Here is a 14,218-nt window from a genome sequence, read left to right on the forward strand (position 1 = left end):
TTAAAGCGCATTTGAGTAAATGAAATCCAACAATCACCCCGCAGACGAAAAAGATCAGAACGTAGATACAGAAACAATGTACCGTAGTATATACGAGAATGCTAAGATAGGAATTTTTCAAACTACGCCCGATGGACAGTATATTAATGTTAATCCTGCATTAGTTCGGATGTATGGATATCTTTCAAAAGAAGCATTAATGCAAACACAGCCTAATTTTAAAGGACAATTGTATGTAGATCCAAATCGTCGTCGTCAGTTTCAAGCATTGCTAGAGCAAAATGATTCTGTAGAAAACTTTGAATCTCAGATTTATCGGCAAGATGGTAGCATCATTTGGATTGCCGAATATGCGCGGGCTGTCAGAGATGAAGCAGGAAAACTATTATATTATGAGGGATTCGTCGAAGATATTACAACGCGTAAACAAGCTGAAATCGCCTTAGAAAAAGCCAAAGAAGCTGCAGAAGCTGCAAATCGAGCCAAAAGTACTTTTATCGCCAACATGAGTCATGAACTTCGTACCCCGCTCAATGCGATTTTAGGTTTTGCACAGTTGATGCAGCGTAGTGATACTTTACCATTAGAACAACAAGAAAATGTCGGAATTATTTTACGCAGTGGTGAACATCTTCTGAATTTAATTAATCAGGTGTTAGATTTATCTAAAATTGAAGCAGGACGCATCAACCTTAATACCCATAGTTTTGACTTGTATCGCTTGTTAGATGACATAAATGATTTGTTTGAACTAAAAGCCACAGAAAAAGGCTTACAGTTGATTTTCGACCAATCTGAGCAAGTTCCTAGATACGTCTGCACCGATGAAATTAAGTTACGTCAAGTATTGATTAATCTTCTAAATAATGCCATTAAGTTTACCAATTCTGGTGGAGTCGCTTTAAGAGTGTATGTCACTAAACAAGAAAATACTAATTATATTCTGGGTTTTGAAGTAGAAGACACTGGGGTAGGAATTCCGACAGATGAATTATCCGAACTTTTCCAAGCTTTTGTACAAACACAATCTGGGAAAAATAGTCAAGAAGGTACGGGTTTAGGTTTAATTATCAGTCAAAAATTTATTTCTTTAATGGGGGGAGAGATTCGGGTTAGTAGTGAAGTGGATCAAGGAACTAAAATTTTATTTAATATTCAAGTTCAAGCAGTAAGCGAGGATGATGTTGAAAACAAGATTCAAGCAAAAAAGGTTATTGCTTTAGCACCCAATCAACCGACTTATCGTATTCTAGCAGTCGATGACCAACCTCTTAATCGTCAATTATTGGTGAAGTTACTGACACCTGTGGGTTTTGAAGTACAAGAAGCAGCCAACGGACAACAAGCGATCGCACTTTGGGAGACATGGAATCCTCATCTTATTTTAATGGATATGAGAATGCCTGTCCTAGATGGATATGAAGCGACAAAACAAATTAAAATTACCACTAAAGGTCAAGCAACGGCTATTATTGCCCTAACAGCGAGTGTTTTAGAAGAAGAAAAAGCCATTATTTTGTCGGCTGGCTGTGATAATTTTTTGAGAAAACCTTTTCGAGAAGCAGAAATCTTTAAAATGCTTGCCGATCATTTGGGGGTGAGTTATATTTGTGAATCTGAATCTGTATTAAAGCAAACCGTTTCTTGTGATCAAGATAACAGATTAACGGTGAGCGAGATCACAGCTTTACCAACCGAGTTACTCTTAGAATTAAGACAAGCATTATTGTATGTTGATCTGATCAGCATTAATCGGCTTGTTGAACAAATTCGTACTATTGATGAAAGTTTAGCGAATTCCATTCAAAGTTATGTAGATAATTTTGAATATGATAAATTACTTTTATTAATTCCCTCCAATTTTGAGGTATAGTCAGTAGCTTAAAATGAATCAGTCAACTCCCTCCGCCAATATTTTAGTTGTCGATGATACACCCGCAAATTTACGGCTTTTAGTAGAAATATTACAACAACAAGGTTATTTAGTCAGACCTGTTACTCATGGCAAATTAGCGTTATCGGCAGCACAAGGATTACCTCCAGACCTGATTTTACTAGATATTTTCATGCCTGAAATGGATGGATATGAGGTTTGCCAACAGCTTAAAAATAATGAAAAAACAAAAGATATTCCCATTATATTTATTAGTGCTGCCAATGAAATAATTGATAAAGTCAAAGCTTTTCAAGTTGGCGGAGTAGATTATATTACAAAACCTTTTCAAGTCGAAGAAGTTTTAGTGAGAGTAACTACACATCTTAATCTTTGTGCATTACAAAAAAAACTGTCTCAAAAGAATGAAGAATTAACCACAATTATTGAACAACTTACCCAGACACAAACCCAACTCATTCAAACCGAAAAAATGGCAGCATTAGGTAATTTAATTGCTGGTATTGCCCATGAAATAAATACCCCGATGGGTGCGATTCGTTCTTCGATTGAAAATATTGCGAGTTTTTTTGATTCTCAGTTAATTAAGTTGCCGAAACTTCACGATAATATTAATTCAGACGTACAAGAAAATATGGCACAATTAATTAAAATATATCAGCAACAAAACGAATATTATTCAACTCGTGAAAAACGACAGATTAGAAAAAAATTAGTTAATAAACTAGAAGAAGAAAATATTGATAAATCTGATGAAATTGCCGACACAATGGTTGATTTAGGAATACATACGCCCGAACAATTAGAAGACTTTATCCCTCTAATCCAACATCCCGACGGTTATCGAATCTTAGAAGAAACGTATTATTTAACAACGCTACAAACTAGCACAAAAACAATATTAACCGCGACAGAAAGAGCGACTAAAATAGTTTATGCTTTAAAAAGCTATGCTCATTTTGAATCTCAAAATAAAGCGATTAAATCGAATATAATAGAAGGAATAGAAACTATTTTGACACTTTACCACAATCATTTAAAAAAAGGAATAGAAGTTATTAAAAATTATACCGAAATACCGTTAATTTCTTGTTATCCTGATCAACTTAATCAAGTTTGGACTAATTTAATTAATAATGCCATTCATGGGATGAATAATCAAGGAACTTTAATCATTGATATCATTCAAGAACAACAAATGGTAAAAGTTATAATGACTGATAACGGTTTAGGAATTCCATTAGAAATACAAGATAAAATATTTGAACCATTTTTTACAACAAAAGCGAAAGGAGAAGGAAGTGGATTAGGATTAGATATTGTCAAAAAAATTATTAATAAACACCAAGGAACAATAGAATTTGAATCTATGCTTGGGAAAACCAGCTTTATTGTCTCATTACCTATTAATTTAGAATAAGGAAATTAAATAATGGAAAAACCGATTATTTTGTGTGTTGATGATGAAAAAGTTATTTTAGATAGTCTAAAAATACAGCTTAAAAATGCTTTTCAAAATAATTATAGTTATGAAACGGCAGAAAGTGTTGATGAAGCGATCGAAATTATTGACGAATTACAAGGCGATGAGATTCCGATATTAGTGATAGTATCAGATTGGTTAATGCCTGGAACAAAAGGAGATGAATTTCTGATCAAAGTACATGAAAAATATCCTAAAATAGTAAAGATAATGCTGACAGGGCAAGCGGATGATGAAGCAATTGATCGCGCTAAACAAAAAGCTAACTTATATGAGTGTATTGCTAAACCTTGGAATTGTGAAAAATTAATTAATATTATCAAATCTGGACTAACAAATCATGGGTAAACCAGTAATTATCTGTATTGATGATGAAGCAACCGTTATAAATAGTTTAAAAATTGAACTAAAAAAAGCAATTGGTGAAGATTGTATTATTGAAACAGCAGAAGGGGGAAAAGATGCGATAGAATTGGTGAATGATTTATTAGCAGAAGGCTCAGAAGTAGCGGTTGTTTTATCAGACTACATTATGCCCGATTTAAAAGGTGATGAAGTCTTAACCCAAATTCATTCAATGTCACCCAATACTTTAACGATTATGCTCACTGGGCAAGCGGATTTAGAAGCAGTATCTAAAGCGATTAAATCAGCTAAATTATATCGTTATCTGCCGAAACCTTGGCAAGCAGAAGACTTAAAATTAACCGTTGTCGAAGCCGTTCATAGTTATTTACAAGATAAAAAATTAAAAGAACAAAATTTTAAATTAAAACAACTTAATGAAGAATTAGAACGATTAACAAAAGAACAATCACAAATTATCTTAGAACGAACATCCGAACTAGAAAAACTTAATCGAGAATTAGAACGTTTAGCACATTTAGACGGATTAACAGAAGTAGCAAATCGTCGGCAATTTGAGAAATCTTTATCAAGCGAATGGCTAAGAATGGGGCGAGAAAAACAACCTTTATCTCTAATTTTAGGTGATGTAGATAGCTTTAAAAGTTATAATGATCATTATGGGCATTTACAAGGAGATGATTGCTTAAAAAAAGTAGCAAAAGCTATCTCTCTTGCCGTTAAACGTCCAGCCGATTTAGTCGCACGATATGGCGGTGAAGAATTCGCCATTCTTTTACCGAATACAAATCAAGAGGGAGCTTTTAAAGTAGCAGAAGAAATTAGAAGAGCAGTTAAACAATTATTAATTCCTCACCCCGTCGCCCATGCTGTCCCTTATATTACAGTTAGTTTGGGCGTTGCTACTTTAATTCCTTGCCATCATTTATCGGCATTAACTTTAATTAATGCTGCTGATGAATCTTTATATCGAGCCAAAAAACTAGGACGCAATCAAACAGTTTTGTCTGACGCGAAAAGTATATACAAATTGGAGGTGTGAACTTAATCGAAAATAGTGCTAAAGTAAAAAAAAATTAAATTGTATCAATATGGGACTATTTGACGATGTAAGCCGCTTACTTGAAGAGCGACTCGATGAATTCATAAAAAATAATCCTCATTTAGAATTACAAGCATTACTTGATCAAGTTGAAGAACAAGAACGAGATACAACACAATTGATCAGTTCTTTACAAAGTGAGCAAACACGTCTAGAGTCGGAAATTCTAGCAATTGCCGAAGATATTCAGAAATGGCATATTAGAGTTAATAAAGCGCAAACCGCAAATCGATTGGATCTCGCACAAGCCGCACAGGAACGAGAAGCCGCCCTATTACGTCAAGGTAATCAACTTTGGGGACGCATGGAAGGAACCAAAAAACGTCTCACCGAAGCACAAAATTTATTTAAACAAATTCAGCAACAGAAAAAAGAACTCAAAATCAAAGCAGAACAAGCAAAAACCCAATCGGCGGCTAGTTCAAATACTAATACCAGAGGATGGGAAGAAGGGCAAAATTATTCAAGCGATCGCTATCAAAAAGAATATGATCCTTTAGAAAAAGAATTTCAGCAATGGGATATGGATGAAGAATTAGAACGATTAAAGCGAGAAATTAATTCATAAAAAGGATGTTATTTAAGTAACTTATGCTTCAAACCTCTTTAAGTATTTCATCTCCTAAAGCTCGGCTAATTGCCTTTTATTTGCCTCAATTTCACCCAATTCCAGAAAATGATCAATGGTGGGGAAAAGGTTTTACGGAATGGACTAATGTAGCTAAAGCAAAACCTTTATTTTTTGGTCATGAACAACCTCAAGTACCCGCCGATCTTGGTTTTTATGATTTGCGTGTTGCAGAAGTTAGAGAAGCACAAGCAGAAATGGCTAAAGAATACGGTATAGAAGGGTTTTGCTATTGGCATTACTGGTTTGGTAACGGAAAAAGATTATTAGAAAAACCTTTTCAGGAAGTTTTAAGATTAAAACAACCAAATTTTCCGTTTTGTTTAGCATGGGTTAATCAAACATGGTCAGGAATTTGGCATGGTAGTCCTGATAAAGTTTTAATAAAACAATATTATCCAGGAAAGGAAGATTACCGAGAACATTTTTATACTTTGCTAGATGCGTTTAGTGATGAGCGTTATTTAACTATAGAAGGCAAACCTATTTTTATGGTTTACGAGCCGACGGCTATTCCTGACTCTCGTTTTTTTACAGATTATTGGCAAGAATTAGCCATACAATCAGGATTAAAAGGATTATATTTTATTGGTATTACTCAAGATCCAGCTTGGAATCCTATTAATGCAGGTTTTCATGCTTCAGTTGTTAGTAATCCTAATTATTTATTTACGGTTCCTCATGCAATAATTTATAAAAAATTGAATATTTATCAACGTTTATATAAAAAAATTCTCTCGATTATTGCTCCCAAAAAATGTCAAGAATATTTTCCGCCAATGCCGAAACTTTACTCATATGAAAAAGCGATTCAAGATGCTTTTATTAAAAATGATTTCACGTTTGATAACTATCCCTGTGTTTTTCCAAATTGGGATAACACTCCCCGCAGTGGCTTAAACGGTAGAGTGTTTGTCGGTTCAACTCCAGATTTATTTAAAATTCATTTGAGAACGGCTTTAGAACAAGTTACTAATCGATATTCGGAAAGCGAAAAAAGAATTATTATTATTAAATCTTGGAATGAATGGGCAGAAGGAAATTATTTAGAGCCAGATCTAAAGTTTGGTAAAGCTTATCTTGAAGCAATTAAACAAGAAATTATTGAAGACCAAGTTATCAAAAAAAATGATATAATTTAAAGCAAGTAATTGTATGTGAAAACTTTCTCAACTTCATGATGGTGTTTAATTTATGACCGAAATCATTAAACAAAATCTGATTAATCACCTTAATCAAATTATTCGAGAAAGAGATCCTTATATTGCTAATGGCGGACATTTTTTTATTAAAGAATATATTCGTCAAGAATTTAGAAATTTCGGTCATGTAGAAAGTCATCCTTTTATCGTCAAAGGGAAATCATTTGAAAATATTGTCTTAAAATTAAATCCTAATTTATCTAATCCTCTGATTGTAATTGGCGCACATTATGATACAGTACCAGGCTCTCCCGGTGCTGATGATAATGGTTCTGGTGTTGCCGTATTATTAGAATTAGCGAGAATTTTTAGTGAGAATTTACCGACAAACTATCCCATTCAATTAGTGGCTTTTGATTTAGAAGAATATGGACTTTTAGGAAGTGCTGCTTATGCGAAACAATTAAAAGAGCAGAAACAAGCATTACGCCTCATGTTTTCTCTAGAAATGTTAGGTTATTGTGATCATCGTCCTAATTCTCAGCGATATCCAGCAGGATTGAAATATTTTTACCCTTCTACGGGAAACTTTATCGCACTCGTTGGTAACATAGAAGCGACTCCAGATTTAAGAAAACTCAGCCAAAACATTCGTCAAACCGTTCCTTGTGAATGGTTGCCCGTTCCATTAAAAGGTTATCCTATACCTGATACCAGACGCAGCGATCATGTACCGTTTTGGGATCTCGGATACAATGCTATCATGGTCACGGATACAGCAAATATGCGAAATCCCTATTATCATTCACCCAAAGACACTTTAGACACCTTAGATTTAGATTTTCTGCAAAAGGTTTGTCAAGGTTTAGCCCTAGCCATTCAGTCTCTATAATATGCTACGACTCGAACAAATTAGTAAAACGTATTCCACTGGCGAACTTCTTAAAAATGTAACTTGGGAAGTGAAAACAGGCGATCGCATCGGTTTAGTTGGCGTAAACGGTGCCGGCAAAACGACACAACTCAAGATGATTATGGGAAAAGAACAACCCACTACTGGAGAAATCATCCGCCCTGCATCGCTTCATATTGGCTATTTAACACAAGAATTTGAAGTCGAACCTACTCGTACTGTACGCGAGGAATTTTGGACTGTTTTCCTTGAAGCTAACCGAATTCTGCACGAACTCGCATCAGTACAACGACAGATGGAAAAAGCGACTGGGGATGAATTAGATAAACTCATTCACCAACTCGATAAACTACAGCGTCAGTTTGAGGCTCTCGATGGTTACGGTTTAGAATCTCGTATTGAAAAGATTTTACCAGTAATGGGATTTGCACCCGAAGACGGTGACGCGCTCGTCAGTGCTTTTAGCGGTGGTTGGCAAATGCGAATGAGTTTAGGCAAAATCTTACTACAAGAACCCGATTTATTATTACTCGATGAACCGACAAACCATTTAGACTTAGAAACCATTGAATGGCTCGAAAATTATCTAAAAAGTTTAACGACCCCAATGGTGATTGTATCTCATGATCGAGAATTTTTGGATCGCCTTTGTACCCAAATTGTTGAAACTGAGCGCGGTATTTCGACAACTTATCTGGGTAACTATTCCTCATATTTAGAACAAAAATCCCTCAGCCGTGAGATGCAACTGAGTGCCTACGAACGTCAACAACAAGAAATCGAACGTCAACAACAATTTGTTGATCGCTTCCGCGCTAGTGCCACCCGCAGTACTCAAGCAAAAAGCCGAGAAAAACAACTCGAAAAAATAGAACGTATCGAAGCCCCAACCAGCCATTTAAAAACCCTCCGCTTTCAGTTTTTACCTGCACCTCGTAGCGGCAGAGAAGTCGTTAGTATAAAGGATTTAACCCATACATACGACGATAAAATCCTATTTTTGGGAGCAGACTTATTAGTTGAACGAGGCGATCGCATTGCTTTTCTGGGACCAAATGGAGCGGGTAAATCTACGTTATTACGCCTTATTACGGGCATGGAAACCCCAACTGAAGGACAAGTTAAATTAGGAGAACATAACGTAATTCCCTCCTATTTTGAACAAAACCAAGCTGAAGCATTAGATCTTTCTAAAACTGTCATGGATACCATACATGATGAAGTACCAGACTGGAAAAACGAAGAAGTACGCACCCTTCTCGGACAATTTTTGTTTAGTGGAGATACCGTATTTAAAAATGTCGCTGACTTGAGTGGTGGAGAAAAAGCCCGTCTTGCTTTGGCGAAAATGCTCTTACAGCCTGCTAATCTTTTAATGTTAGATGAACCGACTAATCATCTTGATATTCCTGCTAAAGAGATGTTAGAGGAAGCGTTGCAAAACTATGATGGTACTGTGTTGATTGTTTCACACGATCGCTATTTTATTTCCCAAGTCGCTAACAAAATTGTTGAGATTCGGGACGGTGAATTACGAGTTTATCATGGTGATTACGATTATTACTTAAGAAAAATAGAGGAAGAAAAAGAAAAAGCACGTCAAGCCAAACTAATCGCCGAAAAACAAGCCAAAGCCGCCGCTAAAAGAGCAAAAGATCAAGAAAAAGCCAAAGCCAAGAAAAATAAATAATTTATTAACTCACGAAAATATCCTCATAAGTTAATGCTAAACCCGTATTGAGGGTAGCAAACTGTATCGCAGCGATCGCACCTTTTCCATCTTGGTCGAATAATAATGCACCTGTGGCAGAATTATAGATAAAACGATGTTTAGCAGTTGTCGCGGTGGTACCGATGACAAATTGAGTAGATTTGATGATATCGCTAGAAATTAGCCCCCCACCAAAACTAGAGCCGATGACAATTAGATCATCACTTGGGGTAAAATCGGTAATGCGATCGATTCCTTCATTAGGATTTTGGAAGATAAATAAATCGGCATTTCCTCCCCCAGTAAGAATATCATTACCCAAACCACCGACAATCTCATCTTTTTTATTTTTACCGAGAATCACATCATTTCCGTTAGTGGCAATCTGATTACGTGTTTCATCATCATTAATAATAGTGGCGGTGACGGCTGATGTAGTTTTCCTAACATATTCTGTACCAGATGTCAACTTTAAAATTACGGTTTCATTAGATTCAACTGTGGTATCTCTTGTGGGGTTAATCACAACATTAGCGGTTGCAGAACCCGCAACAAAAGTCACGGTTTTTGTGGGACTGGTAAAATTGTTAGCACCCGTTTGCTCATAATCTGTGCTAAAAGTTGCAGTGCCTGACACATTAAAATTAACCGTTAAAGCATTGGTCAAATTCCCAGTGCGGGTAAAAGTATAAGTAAAATTGGTAGTACTGTTTTCACTGATGCCGCTATAGTCAAGACTGAGGGCTACAATAGGTTTGATTTCATCATTAGTAATGGTTCCTGTGACTGCACCTGTTGTTCCGATAGTGTAAGCTGCATTACTCGCAAGAGTTAAGATTACTGTTTCATTCGCTTCTACTGTAGTATCAGGTGTCGGGTTAACTTTTACCGTAGTCGTAGCCGAATTAGCCGCAAATGTTACACTTGTACCAATAGTACCGTAATCAACTCCGTTGGTAGCTGTTCCCGTAATTCCATAATTAACGGTTAGAGGATTTGTCAGAACACCAGTACGAGTAAAAGTGTAAATTATATTTCCTGTACCATCTTCTCTAACACTGACTGGAGAGATAGCAAGAGTGATACTCGGTAAAGTAGAGGCTGTAGCCTGTCCAAAAATCACATAGCTCTGTCCCGCGTCAACGATGCCATTGGGGTCTGCTTGAAATGCACCGATAATCAAGTCATCAAAACCATCGCCGTTGATATCCCCTGCACTACTTACAGAACGGGCTGAATAGTCATAAGCATTAATCCCATTAATCGCAAAGCCATTCGTTCCATTAAGTGTAGAAAGGTTGAGACTATCACTAAAACTGCCACTCTTGCCAAACACCACATAACTTTGTCCTGAATAACTGTCATTGGGGTCGGCACCAGATGCACCGATGATGAGATCATCAAAACCATCACCGTTGAAATCTCCTGCACTGCTCACAGACCGGCCAGACCCATCATTAGCATTAATTCCATTAATTGCAAAACCGTTGCTACCGTTAAGTGTAGAAAGGTTGAGACTAGCACTAAAACCGCCACTTTTACCAAACACCACATAACTTTGTCCTCCACCAAATATGCCGCTATTAGGGTTGGTACCAGGTGCACCGATAATAAGATCATCAAAGCCGTCGCCGTTGATATCTCCCGCATTGCTCACAGAAGCGCCTGAAAAGTCAATAGCACTAATTCCATTAATTGCAAAGCCGTTTGTTCCATTGAGAGTCGAAAGGTTGAGACTATCACTAAAACCGCCACTTTTGCCAAATACCACATAACTTTGTCCTGAAGAATCGCCATTTGGGTTGGCACTAAATGCGCCGATAATAAGGTCATCAAAACCATCACCGTTGATATCTCCCGCATTGCTCACAGAAGCGCCTGAAAGGTCACCAGCATTAATTCCATTAATTGCAAAGCCGTTTGTTCCATTTAGAGTAGAGAGGTTGAGACTAGCACTAAAACCGCTACTCTTGCCAAACACCACATAACTTTGTCCTGAAAAACTGCCATTAGGGTCGGCTTGATGTGCACCAATAATAACATCATCAAAGCCATCGCCGTTGATATCCCCTGCACTGCTCACAGAAACGCCTGAAAAGTCATTATAATAAATTCCATTAATCGCAAAGCCGTTTGTTCCATTGAGGGTAGAGAGGTTGAGACTAGCATTAAAACCGCCACTTTTACCAAACACGATATAGCTTTGTCCTGCACGGACTATACCATTGGGGTCGGCACCAAATGCGCCGATAATGAGGTCATCAAAGCCATCGCCGTTGATATCCCCCGCACTGCTCACAGAAAAGCCTGAATAGTCACTAGCATTAATCCCATTAATCGCAAAGCCGTTTGTTCCATTGAGGGTCGAAAGGTTAAGACTAGCACTAAAACCACTACTCTTACCAAACACCACATAACTTTGTCCTGAATAACTGCCATTGGGGTCGGCTTGATGTGTACCGATAATAACATCATCGAAACCATCGCCGTTAATATCCCCTGCATTACTGACAGACCTGCCAGACTGGTCATTAGCATTAATCCCATTAATAGCAAAACCGTTAGTTCCATTGAGACTGCTTAGGTTAAATACTGCTGGAAATGTCATTACCTAATTCTCCTAATGTTTAAAATAATTAATTAATCGTGGAATTTTCGCCAATCGTAATCACCCGCCGAATTTCGTCACTCTTAAAACCAATAGCCATCGGACGACGAATTCTAGGTAAAACGACTACATCGTAAAGCTCTTCTACTACTCCATCAATAGTCAAAGAATGAACAATATCACCTCTGTTTAAATCAATGACAAATAACCCACAACGAGCGTTCGCATTGAGTGAGTTTAACTTTTCATTCAACAACAACCCCGAAAAGGTTTTATTTTCTCTCGGTTTCGACAAACCAACAATGGCAAAATCACCACTAAATGCAAGTCCTCGTAAATAGCCTGGGCAAAACGCAACAGGGATAAACTCCCCTGCATCTATAAATAAATCTATATACCCAAATTCTCCAGTTCCCGAATTGTGTAACCAGAGTTTATCTTGGTAATATCTCGGTGAATGGGGCATTGATAACCCAGTGGCGATAATTTCGTTACTTTGTATATCAATGACACAACCCCCCTGTTGTCTTTGTTCTCGCCATCCCTCACTAATATCACTTTGACTAACTGCTGTCACATAGCGGGGTTTTCCATCTCGAATAGCAAGTCCATTCAAGTGACATCTATCCTCAGCCGCTATTTTAGAAATAAAAGGAGGTTGCCACAGTGGGATAAAACTATGAGTTGGTGAAACCGTTGCTAAACAGCTAAACAGAGTATTAACAAAAATCAGTTCATCATTAACCAGTGTAATGTCATGAATATCTAAATCCCCTGTGACATAACTCATTTGCGGGACATAAAAAGCATCATAATCTTGATACACCTGTCCAGTTAAGAGCGTATTTTCAAACCGCCAAATCTGATAGAGAGTGCTGATATAAAGAGAATTCTCATCAGCATATAAACCCATACATCGGTCTAGAGTCCGTTCAAATACAGATAATTGCCCATTTGGTTGTAAGCCAATAAAAAAGACTTTCCCTGCTTGATAAGTCGTAAAAGCAAGACTTAAATTTTGTTGAGCTAACCAAGAGATAAATTGGCGTGATGTATTGATTTCAAGCTTTTTCTTATTTTCTAAATTTTGACCTTTCAATTTTTATCCACAAGCCTTGATAGCTCTAATCAAACTTTAAGCAAGCTAAGTATTTTTAACTATAAATTTGTGATGTAGAAACAAAAAGCGACGCTATTTATTTTAAAATAACATTTCGTTTTGTAAAAGGCTAATTTTTTATAATATTTTAATTTCTCGTATCGTTATTAAGAGTTAATTTGTCTTACTTGATTAATAATAGCGACTTTTTTATTCAAAAAATATGATAAAATATTATTGACTTTTTTCTAAAAATGTGCATAATTTTAGAAAACGACATCAAATCCCTATAAATCTTTCTGTATGAATCGTACAGACGTTTCGGAGTGAAGCGTCTCCAAACCCAGTATATATAATAATTTGGATTCTTGATCCCAACATTACTCAAAAATATGAGGTTGAATTTCAAGAGTGAGTATATTTTCTAACCGTTGATGAATATATATCGTCGGATTTAGACTAAGATTTAGAATTAATCCTAAAACCCGAAAGAATAGCCAACTTTTAAACGTAACTCGCTACGTTCCCCCGCACCTGTGGCAATATCTCCCTCTATTCCAAAATCCAAAACACTCCGTAAACTAACTTGTTGTCGGATACCTACACCCGTTATTAAAATCGCTCCTCCTGCACTATCCTGACTCGCTCTAACCCCCATCTCGGCTAAAAAGGTTTTGTCAAAACGTTTTGGATAGCCAAGCGGTCTAGAGTACCCTAAAATTAGACCAGGGATAACCGATCGCTCCTCACTATCAACATCGGTTTTCACGTTCAGATCGAGGTTAAGATGTAATCGATCGTATTGTCCTACTGTTTTACTCGCAATCCCCCGTAATCGTATATCTACCCCGCGTGCATCCCGTCCTGTGGGTAATCCAACATCACCCCGAATTGCAAAAGCAGGTACATTATTATACTCTCGATTGAAGTTATGGAACACACCGACTGATAAATTACCTACATCCAAACGAGTATCATCTGTATCCGCTTTACCACCAACACTGGGATCTAAACCGATAACTAGATGACTGTTGAGGGCAAACCCATACAAATATTCAATCTCGAAAGATCCCCCAACACTTCGATTACTCGGTAAATTTAATCCTGCACCAAATTCGATCGATTGTTCACGATAGGCGATACTTTCCGCATCATCAAAAGATAGAGGGCGACCTGCATCCAAATTATTGTGATCTACAGCCAGAGAGGGATTGACGGCTAAAACAGTCAAGGCGAGCGCACCCCAAAATAATATTCTATTTAATTTCATTT

11 protein-coding genes are annotated in these 14,218 nt (G+C 37.0%); 8 read left to right on the top strand and 3 right to left on the bottom strand.

Going from position 1 to position 14,218, the window contains the following annotated elements; translation table 11 throughout:
- Positions 1-19 precede the first annotated feature (19 nt).
- Genes C7H19_RS01845 through C7H19_RS01880 form a run of 8 tightly spaced genes read left to right on the top strand, consistent with a single transcriptional unit; the run spans position 20 to position 9,218 of the window.
- Positions 20-1,873 (top strand): PAS domain-containing hybrid sensor histidine kinase/response regulator, encoded by a 1,854-nt coding sequence (locus tag C7H19_RS01845; RefSeq protein ID WP_106455177.1) that lies wholly within the window; start codon positions 20-22, stop codon positions 1,871-1,873.
- A gap of 13 nt (positions 1,874-1,886) precedes the next feature.
- Positions 1,887-3,314: a hybrid sensor histidine kinase/response regulator gene (locus C7H19_RS01850; protein ID WP_106455178.1), complete on the top strand. Its 1,428-nt coding sequence runs from the start codon at positions 1,887-1,889 to the stop codon at positions 3,312-3,314.
- Between the two features lie 12 nt (positions 3,315-3,326).
- Positions 3,327-3,725, top strand: coding sequence for a response regulator (locus C7H19_RS01855; protein WP_106455179.1), 399 nt, complete (start codon positions 3,327-3,329; stop codon positions 3,723-3,725).
- Complete coding sequence (locus C7H19_RS01860) at positions 3,718-4,785, top strand: diguanylate cyclase domain-containing protein (protein ID WP_106455180.1); 1,068 nt, start codon at positions 3,718-3,720, stop codon at positions 4,783-4,785. Before C7H19_RS01855 ends, C7H19_RS01860 begins: the two co-directional genes overlap by 8 nt.
- A gap of 49 nt (positions 4,786-4,834) precedes the next feature.
- Positions 4,835-5,413, top strand: a complete 579-nt coding sequence (locus C7H19_RS01865) for a TIGR04376 family protein (protein ID WP_106455181.1) — start codon at positions 4,835-4,837, stop codon at positions 5,411-5,413.
- A 23-nt stretch (positions 5,414-5,436) separates the two neighbouring features.
- Complete coding sequence (locus C7H19_RS01870; protein WP_106455182.1) at positions 5,437-6,615, top strand: glycosyltransferase WbsX family protein; 1,179 nt, start codon at positions 5,437-5,439, stop codon at positions 6,613-6,615.
- A gap of 52 nt (positions 6,616-6,667) precedes the next feature.
- Positions 6,668-7,507, top strand: a complete 840-nt coding sequence (locus C7H19_RS01875; RefSeq protein WP_106455183.1) for a M28 family peptidase — start codon at positions 6,668-6,670, stop codon at positions 7,505-7,507.
- A gap of 1 nt (position 7,508) precedes the next feature.
- Positions 7,509-9,218, top strand: coding sequence for an ABC-F family ATP-binding cassette domain-containing protein (locus C7H19_RS01880; protein ID WP_106455184.1), 1,710 nt, complete (start codon positions 7,509-7,511; stop codon positions 9,216-9,218).
- Between the two features lie 4 nt (positions 9,219-9,222).
- Here C7H19_RS01880 and C7H19_RS01885 read toward each other — a convergent pair whose 3' ends face one another.
- The 3 genes from C7H19_RS01885 to C7H19_RS01895 all read right to left on the bottom strand — a co-directional run bounded on the left by C7H19_RS01885 (position 9,223) and on the right by C7H19_RS01895 (position 14,216).
- Positions 9,223-11,847, bottom strand: a complete 2,625-nt coding sequence (locus tag C7H19_RS01885; protein ID WP_106455185.1) for a beta strand repeat-containing protein — start codon at positions 11,845-11,847, stop codon at positions 9,223-9,225.
- Positions 11,848-11,875: 28 nt separating this feature from the next.
- Positions 11,876-12,946 carry a TIGR03032 family protein gene (locus C7H19_RS01890; protein ID WP_106455186.1) on the bottom strand — a complete coding sequence of 357 codons (1,071 nt, stop codon included), beginning with the start codon at positions 12,944-12,946 and terminating at the stop codon, positions 11,876-11,878.
- Between the two features lie 478 nt (positions 12,947-13,424).
- Positions 13,425-14,216 carry a hypothetical protein gene (locus C7H19_RS01895; RefSeq protein ID WP_106455187.1) on the bottom strand — a complete coding sequence of 264 codons (792 nt, stop codon included), beginning with the start codon at positions 14,214-14,216 and terminating at the stop codon, positions 13,425-13,427.
- Positions 14,217-14,218 lie beyond the last annotated feature (2 nt).

Source organism: Aphanothece hegewaldii CCALA 016, from assembly GCF_003007785.1.
GTDB classification, from domain to species: Bacteria; Cyanobacteriota; Cyanobacteriia; order Cyanobacteriales; family Microcystaceae; genus Chroococcus; species Chroococcus hegewaldii.

Excerpts from the sequence above, each read along its gene's own strand:
- C7H19_RS01845 (WP_106455177.1), top strand. The coding sequence starts at position 20 with ATGAAATCCAACAATCACCCCGCAGACGAAAAAGATCAGAACGTAGAT.
- C7H19_RS01850 (WP_106455178.1), top strand. The coding sequence starts at position 1,887 with ATGAATCAGTCAACTCCCTCCGCCAATATTTTAGTTGTCGATGATACA.
- C7H19_RS01855 (WP_106455179.1), top strand. The coding sequence starts at position 3,327 with ATGGAAAAACCGATTATTTTGTGTGTTGATGATGAAAAAGTTATTTTA.
- C7H19_RS01860 (WP_106455180.1), top strand. The coding sequence starts at position 3,718 with ATGGGTAAACCAGTAATTATCTGTATTGATGATGAAGCAACCGTTATA.
- C7H19_RS01865 (WP_106455181.1), top strand. The coding sequence starts at position 4,835 with ATGGGACTATTTGACGATGTAAGCCGCTTACTTGAAGAGCGACTCGAT.
- C7H19_RS01870 (WP_106455182.1), top strand. The coding sequence starts at position 5,437 with ATGCTTCAAACCTCTTTAAGTATTTCATCTCCTAAAGCTCGGCTAATT.
- C7H19_RS01875 (WP_106455183.1), top strand. The coding sequence starts at position 6,668 with ATGACCGAAATCATTAAACAAAATCTGATTAATCACCTTAATCAAATT.
- C7H19_RS01880 (WP_106455184.1), top strand. The coding sequence starts at position 7,509 with ATGCTACGACTCGAACAAATTAGTAAAACGTATTCCACTGGCGAACTT.
- C7H19_RS01885 (WP_106455185.1), bottom strand. The coding sequence starts at position 11,847 with ATGACATTTCCAGCAGTATTTAACCTAAGCAGTCTCAATGGAACTAAC.
- C7H19_RS01895 (WP_106455187.1), bottom strand. The coding sequence starts at position 14,216 with ATGAAATTAAATAGAATATTATTTTGGGGTGCGCTCGCCTTGACTGTT.